Annotated in this window: 11 protein-coding genes; 3 read left to right on the top strand and 8 right to left on the bottom strand. The window is 62.7% G+C overall.

All coding sequences use genetic code 11. The features are described 5' to 3' along the window. From B3T59_RS02740 to B3T59_RS02765, 6 genes are all read right to left on the bottom strand, one after another. Positions 1-936 (bottom strand): FAD-binding oxidoreductase (locus B3T59_RS02740; RefSeq protein ID WP_287001444.1); only part of this gene is annotated, 936 nt, incomplete at its 3' end. Beyond that, on the bottom strand, positions 936-1,703 hold the full coding sequence (locus B3T59_RS02745; RefSeq protein ID WP_287001445.1) for an SDR family NAD(P)-dependent oxidoreductase: 768 nt from the start codon (positions 1,701-1,703) through the stop codon (positions 936-938). The genes B3T59_RS02740 and B3T59_RS02745, both read right to left, overlap by 1 nt. After that, the gene (locus B3T59_RS02750; protein ID WP_005203441.1) at positions 1,700-2,179 is read right to left on the bottom strand and encodes a MarR family winged helix-turn-helix transcriptional regulator; all 480 of its coding nucleotides are present in this window, start codon (positions 2,177-2,179) and stop codon (positions 1,700-1,702) included. The genes B3T59_RS02745 and B3T59_RS02750 overlap by 4 nt, the downstream gene beginning before the upstream one ends. Before the next feature lie 95 nt (positions 2,180-2,274). Beyond that, on the bottom strand, positions 2,275-3,126 hold the full coding sequence (locus B3T59_RS02755) for an LLM class flavin-dependent oxidoreductase (RefSeq protein ID WP_005203443.1): 852 nt from the start codon (positions 3,124-3,126) through the stop codon (positions 2,275-2,277). A 25-nt stretch (positions 3,127-3,151) separates the two neighbouring features. Beyond that, on the bottom strand, positions 3,152-3,895 hold the full coding sequence (locus B3T59_RS02760) for an SDR family NAD(P)-dependent oxidoreductase (protein ID WP_005203445.1): 744 nt from the start codon (positions 3,893-3,895) through the stop codon (positions 3,152-3,154). A gap of 121 nt (positions 3,896-4,016) precedes the next feature. Further along, positions 4,017-4,595, bottom strand: coding sequence for a TetR/AcrR family transcriptional regulator (locus B3T59_RS02765; RefSeq protein WP_005203447.1), 579 nt, complete (start codon positions 4,593-4,595; stop codon positions 4,017-4,019). Between the two features lie 398 nt (positions 4,596-4,993). Between B3T59_RS02765 and B3T59_RS02770 the strand changes: the two genes are divergently transcribed. Continuing rightward, complete coding sequence (locus B3T59_RS02770; RefSeq protein ID WP_064905010.1) at positions 4,994-5,701, top strand: DUF6308 family protein; 708 nt, start codon at positions 4,994-4,996, stop codon at positions 5,699-5,701. Between the two features lie 96 nt (positions 5,702-5,797). Then, positions 5,798-5,992 (top strand): hypothetical protein, encoded by a 195-nt coding sequence (locus B3T59_RS02775; RefSeq protein WP_141630777.1) that lies wholly within the window; start codon positions 5,798-5,800, stop codon positions 5,990-5,992. 343 nt (positions 5,993-6,335) lie between these two features. Here B3T59_RS02775 and B3T59_RS02780 read toward each other — a convergent pair whose 3' ends face one another. Beyond that, complete coding sequence (locus tag B3T59_RS02780; RefSeq protein WP_141630776.1) at positions 6,336-6,560, bottom strand: hypothetical protein; 225 nt, start codon at positions 6,558-6,560, stop codon at positions 6,336-6,338. A gap of 121 nt (positions 6,561-6,681) precedes the next feature. Here B3T59_RS02780 and B3T59_RS02785 point away from each other — a divergent pair, with 121 nt between their 5' ends. Continuing rightward, positions 6,682-7,431 carry a hypothetical protein gene (locus B3T59_RS02785; RefSeq protein WP_005202298.1) on the top strand — a complete coding sequence of 250 codons (750 nt, stop codon included), beginning with the start codon at positions 6,682-6,684 and terminating at the stop codon, positions 7,429-7,431. Between the two features lie 370 nt (positions 7,432-7,801). Here the strand turns inward: B3T59_RS02785 and B3T59_RS02790 are convergent. Next, positions 7,802-8,011: hypothetical protein (locus B3T59_RS02790; RefSeq protein WP_287001446.1), on the bottom strand; the 210-nt coding region annotated here is incomplete at its 5' end.

Here is an 8,011-nt window from a genome sequence, read left to right on the forward strand (position 1 = left end):
GGCGGCGAGATCATCGTCGAGATGTTCGACGAGTGCCGTGTGCATGACAGCGGGTTGCTGGCCGACATGCGGCGCGCCGGAGGTGAGCAGGACGGCCGGGTAGGGAACCAATTCGGCTCGTGCGCCGACGATGTCGGGCAGCTCCGTAAACGGTGTGAGTGCGCGGGTCGCCGCCGCCGCGTCGTCGCCGGCGTAGACGACCGTCGCTTGCGCGAATGGTCGCGCACCGGCACCGATGTACAGGAACGCCGAGATTTCGCGAGGAGCGGTCTCGACCTCACGTCCCCAATCGGCGAGAAACGTTGCCGCGTCGGAGATGTCGTATGCCAGCGCCGCCCGCGCCACCGTGGGCGTGGTGCCTGCCTCGAACTCGAATCGGGTGACGATCCCGACGTTGGCACCCGCGCCGCGGATCGCCCAGAACAGGTCGGGGTGCTCGTCGTGCGACACCCGCATGATGCGTCCGTCGGCGGTGACCATCTCGGCCGCTCGTATGCGGTCGATGGTCAGCCCCTGCGCTCGTCCGAGCAGTCCGATTCCGCCGGTGGTCGCCAATCCACCAACGCCGACGTCGCCTGAGTCTCCGGAAGTCAGGGCCAGCCCCCAGCCGTAGAGACTACGAGCGACCGCGCCCCACCGCGCACCGGCACCGACGGCCACCCTCGCGTCCCCCACATGCTCCACATGATTGAGGTGCCGCAGATCGATGACGGTCCCTCCGTCATTGGTGGCGATGCTGCTGATCCCGTGCCCGCCGCTGCGGATCGCGAACGGATCTCTCTGCCCCACAGCAATTTCCAATGCGCGAGCCGTTTGTTCTGCATCAACCGGCAGAAGCACACGGGCTGGACTACCCGTGGCCGAGTAGACGTGCCGAACATCTTCGTAACCGGGGTCGCCGCGAGTAACGATGTGAAGCGCATCCGTCGTGCCCATCAGTGCGTCTCCGGTCCGACACGCTTGTCCGTGAGGTAGTGCACCGTGGTGTCGGTGAGAGGGCTGGTCCCGACGACCAACGCCGCGACATGCACGCCGACCTCCTCGCCGTCGAGCCATGTCGGATCGTCGACGCCGGCGCGCTGCCGCGCACGCGTCCGTACGACGCCCAAGATCACCTGATAGAACCTCGGGCCACGGCCGTCCAGTTCGGCGGCGATCGTCCTCGTCAGCGACTTCGACGCCGCCGCACTCAATGCGACACCAGCTGCTCCGGGGAAGGGGATATCGGCACTCATTCCATTGAGTTGCAAGATCATTCCGGTGTGTGCTGTGTGCGGCAGAAAGCCGCGGAAGAGCCGAAAGACCGTCGTCAGATTGGCATCGAGCAGGTGTTGCCACTCGTCGTCGTTGAGTGACAGCGCGGGCCTGCGTCCCTGATTCCCCCAGGACGCGACCGCGACGACGACTCCGTCGAATGTTCCGTAGGTCGTGGCGAGCGCTTCGATCTGCGCGTCGAGATCGGGCGCTGATGCGTCCAGGAACTCGGTGTGCAGCCGCTGATCGGTCTCCGCGTCTACGACGTTCCGGCGCAGGTCGTCGAGTCGTCCACGATCACGCCCGGTTGCGATGACCGTCGCGCCATCGTCGAGCAATGTGCGAACGACACCTTCCCCGACGCCGCCGGAGCCGCCGATGACAACGACTGTCTTTCCCTGGAGGTCCGGTGTCGTTAGTTCCCAGGCCGGGTATAGTGCAGTGGTCATGCTTGTGCTCCTTGCGTGTTGGCGGCGACTCGCGCCGCGTTGGTTTCCAGTGCGGTCAGGACGTCTCCGAGTGCGGCCAGCTGCGCGTCGGTGAGTGCATCACCGAACCACTGTTTCGCCGCCCGCAGGTGTGGTCCGACGGCCCTGCGATGTGCGCGGCGACCGTCATCGGTCAGCGAGATCGTTGACGCGCGACCATCACCATCGATCTCCGGTCCGCGCTCGAGCAGGCCCCGTTTCTCCATCCGACCGAGTTGGTGTGCAAGGCGGCTGGAGTCCCAGCCCATCTCCCGTGCGCAATCCGACGGCCGCGCAGATCCGCCGGCCTCGACGAGATGAGCCAACACGGTGAATTCCTGCTCGGAGAGGCCCGCGTCCTTGAGTCCCCGACCAACCTCGCGTCGCAGGGTCTCGGTCACGGTCTGTAAGCGCTGCCAGACGTCGAGTTGGCGAGCCGATAGGTTATTAGCTGACATGTCAGGTAAAACCGATCGATCGCTGAACTATTCCCGCGGTAGCGGGCCAGTTCTCGACACGCCGGATGCTTAGCAGTGCATTCGGCAGACTGCGTTCAGCCGATGATGTTGTCCGCCACCCAGAGTGCTGCGTGCGCCGGAAAGAGCGCGGGCAGGATGAGAACAATGTGCGTGAAGCCCGCGTCGACGACTTCAGCGATAGCGGCCCGCGTCTGAGCGGGATGCTCGTAGGACGTCGGCAACGCAACCGATCGCACGATCGACGCCGGGTCGCGACCGACCTCGTCGCACAGTCGATTGAGCAGCGCATTGCGCTCGACCATCTCTGCGATGTCGCCGCCCGGCATGTTCCAGATGTCCGCGTGCTGAGCGACCACCCGCAGTGTTGCCCGCGATCGCCCACCGATCAGCAGGGGTGGGTGCGGACGCTGCAGTGGCTTGGGATTACCCACCGCCCCGGTCAACACGACGTGCTCGCCGGTGAAGTCGAACGGATCGTGCTCCGTCCAGAGCCGTTTGATCACTTCACACGCCTCAGCGAGCGCATCCACTGACTGCCCGAAACTGTTGTACGGCAACCCATTTGCCTCGTACTCACGGCGAGCTATCGGAATCCGAAGATTGGAACCCGCGCCGATGCCGAAGTCCAGCCGACCGTCGGACACGACGTCGACGGTGGCTGCGATCTTCGCCAGCATCGCAGGCGGACGGAAGCGGTTGCTCGTCACCAGCATTCCGACCCGTACCCTCTCGGTGATCGCGGCCAGCGCCGAGAGCAGCGTCCACCCTTCGAAGATGGGTCCCTCCAGCGGTCCCCCGATCGGCAGGAGGTGGTCGAACAACCACATGTGTTCGATCGCCGGTATGCCGTCGGCGTCTTGCCACACCTGGAGTAGGTCGGAGTAGTTAACCTGTTGCGGCCCAGTCAAAATCCCGAATGACGGCATCACGCTTCTCCCTCGGTGCGGGCGCCTACCATGCCACCGGACCGTTGACGTCGGTGAACGTACCGGTGGGTCCGTCCGCCGTTATCGACGCCATACGCACGGCGGAGACGGCGCCTTCAGCGGGAGTCAGGACTCCCCTGTGTCCGTTGAGGTCGGTGGCGACGAAGCCGGGGCACACCGCGTTGACGAGGATGTTGTCGGCGGCGAGATCCCTGGCGTACTGCAGGGTGATCGCGGTCAGCGCCGTCTTGGACGGGACGTAACCCAGCGCGACCGGGGCCAACTCGAAGGTCTGCGGATCCGTCATCATCGTGAACGACCCTGCACTGCTGGACACATTGACGATGCGCGCGGCCTTCGACTTCCGCAGCAGCGGCAGGAAGGCACTCGTCACATTGATGACGCCGAATACGTTGGTCTCGAACACGAATCGGATGTCGTCGACGTTGGCCGAGCGAGGTAGCTGACCGGAGAAGTCCGAACCCGGCCGGTGGCTGATACCGGCATTGTTGACCAGTGCGTCGACCCGCCCGAACAGGCTCTCGACCGTTTTCGCAGCAGCCGCGGCCGACGCGGAATCGGTGACGTCGAGAGCGACGGCGACCGCCTCGCCGCCACTAGCGCGGATCTCCGCGACGACCTGTTCCCCGGCTTCTTGGTTGCGCGCCCCGACCACCACCGCGTTGCCCAGGTCGGCGAGCCGCTTGGCGATCTCGCGGCCGATCCCCTTGTTTGCGCCGATTACCACTGCGATCTGCTTGTCACTCATCGGCTCTCCCTGAGTTCTACGTTCACGGCGCCGCTTCCAGACACTTGCTAACCGGAGCGGTACTCCACTTAAAGGTAGCGGATAACCTATCCGGTTAGCAAGAGGCGGTGACCCGCAGGAGCTACGTCGGGATACGAAGGCCGTCCAGGAAGGTCGCGAGAATCGGCCGACGGTAGCGCGCGTCTCCGGGGATGGCCGCGATCGCGACAACGGAATCGAGAATCTGTTCCAGTGACAGGTCGCCGCGGACTTCCTGCGCGTGCTGCGCAGCGATGAGCAGTGGTCGGCCGGAAGCGACTACTCGCGCTCGACTGGTGTCGAACATTGTCTCGTCGCCGTCGACATGGGCCAGCAGGTCCGCAGCGAATGGGCGCTTATTCAGCGCGAACGTCATGAAACTCCGCAGCCAGTACTCGAGCCTTTCGGCAGGCGTATCGCCCTCCGCGTCCTCGCCTGCGTCGCAGATGACCTGGACCTCGCCCTGGTAGAGCGCTTCGAGCAGGGCGCGGCGGTCGGCGAAGTTGCGGTAGACGGTCGCCATACCCACGCCGGCACGGCGGGAGATTTCAGCCATGGACACGTCGCTGCCGGATTCCTCGAACGCCGAGCGGGCAGCGGCGAGGATCTTGTCGCGGTTGCGCTCGGCGTCGGCGCGGCGAGAAGAGGCTTGCGCAGCCGACGGGGGCCTCGCTGCGTTCATTCGTGGTTAGCCTGTCCGGTTAATGATACGGATCGCGCGTCCGCTACGGGTAAAGCATAACGTTTCGGCACGGGATCGAGCGCCAGTGCGTTAGTCAATCGTGGAGGCCGTGACCCTGCGGGCGGCCGCAACCTGGTCGGCAGAGAACGCGTCGCTAAGTCGGCGAAGTTCGACCTGCTCATCGACAACCATCGCTCCGGAATCACGCAAATCGTCGCTCATGTAAACAGGAACACTTCCAGCCAGACCGGACTGCGATGTGACCCAGTGTTCAATTCGATCGAATCGACTTAGGTTCCAGCTCGTCTCCATCCGGATCACAGTCAAGCTCCGTACAAGCTCACATCATTCTTTCGTTTTCGCACGTGCTGCAAAGTGCACGTCGATAGATTCCTCTCATGAGTATCGATGGCTTCCTTGTGCCGCCCATCTTCAATATCGAAAGTGAGACAGCCGCCGTCGACGCGCTGCGCAAGTACTTCACCGTCAACGGTGTGCCCGCGTTCTCCGGATCAAGGTTCGAGCGATTCGCGGGTGGCGGAGACCGCACCGAAGTCGCTGACGAGTTCACTAGCGACGACTTGGTTGCGGTCACCCTGCTCAGCGTCGATATCCCCGGTCAGGCGGCGTTGCGGATCACAGGCGATAACGATTCGTCCTACGCAGCGAGCGTCGGTGAGCAGTTGCGTCTGCTGCCCACTGATGTCGAACTCGTCGACGCCGACGACGAATTACTAAGCACTGCAGAGAAACTCTGGACATTGCTGCGCGATAACCGCGGCGTCGGCACCACAAAGACCAGCAAGCTGTTGGCGCGCAAGCGGCCTCACCTGCTACCCGTCATCGACTCGGTCGTGAAACGAGCTGTGGGTCACAACCCCCGGCGGCACAACTTCTATCGAAACCTCCGAGCTGCGCTGACCGCCGACGACCGTCGACTCCATGCTCGTCTGATCGAAATCCGCGACGACGCCGAGATTGGTGACGACATCAGCGCGATCAGAGTGTTCGACATCCTTGCCTGGATGTGGGGCAGCGGTAGGACTCTTCTTGATCCCGAGCGTGGCGAGCTGTCTGCGCGACCTTCAGTTGAAGACGGAAAGTAGCGATGAAGACTCTGTAGGTTCCATCGGAGTGTGTCAGTAAGCACCCGCAGTGGCCGCAGTTTTCCAGGCTATGTCATACGCAGATTCCATCGCGATGTGGCAGTTTCCTTGCCCGAAGGAAGGGCTTCCAGCCCGCGCGTCGGCGCGTTGGGCCACTTCGCGGCTCGAGGTGTCACCGCTGAGAACACCACACCCGTCGACGGCTACTTCATTGTCAGCACTCGCGCTGATGCCAGCGCAACCGATGAGGTCGGCCGTGTCGATTCCGTCATCTACGACTGGATGCGGTGAAATACTTACCCCACCAGAAGCATTCGATTTGCACGGACCAAAGTAGACGTCGGTCGCGGCGACACGACGTCGACGCGGAAGGCGAGGTCGGCGATGTGGCCTAAGCCGCTCAGAGTGACATTTGGCAGTCCTGCGGGACGGAGAGTGTGACAGATCCCTGCGCGGAGAACAGCCACGCCCGAGGGAGGGTCAAGCCGTGGGGTTGTGGTGCGGCCGAGATGATGTCACCAGTTCGAAGATCCACGTTTGTCGGGATGACGGTGGTCGTTGCGACTGCCCACGCATCAACGGTGAAGCACAATCCTGCGACTGCGACCACCACCATCAATGTCGCTAGCGCCCGCTACACCTGCAGCCCGTAACCGGAAGTCAGCCAGTAAGCTGCCAACAACGCGGGCTCTCCCGACCACCGTGCTGCGGCTAGGCGCCGCATTTCCATTTCGCCGTAGTAGAAGTTGGCGGCGCCGGGCCCATCTTTGCTGTCCTCGAGCGCTTTCCGCAACGCCCAGTACGTGGTTGACACCTCACGAGCCGTCACCGTCGGACGTCGCGATGACACGTCGGTCAATGCGCCACCGCGCGAACCCTGTGCCCGCGATTGCTGACCAGCACGTCGTCGCCGGCGATTACTGTTCTGCAGGACTGAGGATTTCATTGGCCCAGGACTTAGTGGGCTACTCTAATGACTCATGGTTGATACCACCGCGAACGTCGATCCAGCTTCGATGGCGATGCTGGGATTCGCCGATTTCGTTAGCGAAACTGTTGACTTTGCCGACTCCGCGACTAAGGGCATCAAGCTAGCGAACAAGCTCCACAACTTCGGACGCTCGATCGGGGTGAACCAGCGCGCTCAGCGCCATACGTCTGACCAGCAGCATGTCCTGCATGGGCTTCTGCTTATCGCGACGTGGGGGGCATTTGAGGCATCGTTTGACGACTACTGTATCGGCGTGCTCCGCGCAGACCCTGCGGTATCGGATGCAGAATCTGAGTATGCGCGGCTGATACGAAAAACTCGCCGTGAAAAGGCACCGATAAAATTTGAAAAGGTGTTGAGGCCGCTTCAGCGCGATGGGGAGATCCCAGAAGGCCTGCTCACGGCCCTAAAGAGCGCAAATCAGACCCGCAACATCTGGGCGCACAATCGTGGCGTTGCGGACGCAGAGTTTGTGGAGCGTGCATCACATCTCGGGCACACCGTGGGCGAGAGGGTGATCATGGACAGCCGTCTCTACACGCGCTACGCCTTCGCCATCGGCACGTACGCTGTGTTCCTCATATCGAGACAGTTGCAAGCGGCAACTGGCGCAGAACGGGCGTTGCCCACCTCAGTAATGGATAAAAACCCCTTCCGAGCGGACTACATAAGTGTATTCGGAGACAATCCTGTATCGTCGCCAATTTCTGCCGCGATGCCATTGCGCCAGGAGAATTGAATCTCTTGCCGTTCCAGGCCAGTTCGGTAACCACGCCGCGACAAATGATGTTGGCGTCTACGTGGAATACTCTTCCGGTCACCGAGTGCGGGCGAGTATGTCGACCACAAGAGGAAACTGTTTCAGCCCGCGCGTCGGCGCGTTGCACCACTTCGCATCTCGAGGTGTCACCGCCGAGAACACCCATCCGTCGACGGCCACTTCATCGCCCGCACTCGCGCTGAGGCTACCGCAACCGATGAGGTTGGCCGTGTCGGTTCCGTCATCTACGAGTGGATGCGCGGTGAGACACTCAGCCCACCACAAGCATTCGATTTGCACGGACAAGTAGACGCCGCCGGGGCGCCACGAAGTCAACGCAACCAACGTGTCAGCGTTTAGTGCGGTTGCAGATAGCCAATACCGCTAGGGCGAGCAACTCCGGCCCGATGACGCGGGCGGCGAGGTCGACGATGTGGCCGAAGCCGCTCAAGGTGAGACCGGACAATCCTGCCAGCCGAAATGGCAGGTCCCCGATAACCGGTCCAGGCAGTTCTAGAGCCAGTTCCTTGTTGTGATCGTCAGTCGATCTCGCAGCCCA

It is taken from the genome of Gordonia sp. UBA7860 (assembly GCF_002500165.1).
Lineage (GTDB): Bacteria > Actinomycetota > Actinomycetes > Mycobacteriales > Mycobacteriaceae > Gordonia > Gordonia sputi.

Bases quoted from the DNA above. Each gene is read 5' to 3' on its own strand.
- B3T59_RS02750 (WP_005203441.1), bottom strand. From the start codon at position 2,179: ATGTCAGCTAATAACCTATCGGCTCGCCAACTCGACGTCTGGCAGCGC.
- B3T59_RS02745 (WP_287001445.1), bottom strand. From the start codon at position 1,703: ATGACCACTGCACTATACCCGGCCTGGGAACTAACGACACCGGACCTC.
- B3T59_RS02760 (WP_005203445.1), bottom strand. From the start codon at position 3,895: ATGAGTGACAAGCAGATCGCAGTGGTAATCGGCGCAAACAAGGGGATC.
- B3T59_RS02755 (WP_005203443.1), bottom strand. From the start codon at position 3,126: ATGCCGTCATTCGGGATTTTGACTGGGCCGCAACAGGTTAACTACTCC.
- B3T59_RS02765 (WP_005203447.1), bottom strand. From the start codon at position 4,595: ATGAACGCAGCGAGGCCCCCGTCGGCTGCGCAAGCCTCTTCTCGCCGC.
- B3T59_RS02785 (WP_005202298.1), top strand. From the start codon at position 6,682: ATGGTTGATACCACCGCGAACGTCGATCCAGCTTCGATGGCGATGCTG.
- B3T59_RS02770 (WP_064905010.1), top strand. From the start codon at position 4,994: ATGAGTATCGATGGCTTCCTTGTGCCGCCCATCTTCAATATCGAAAGT.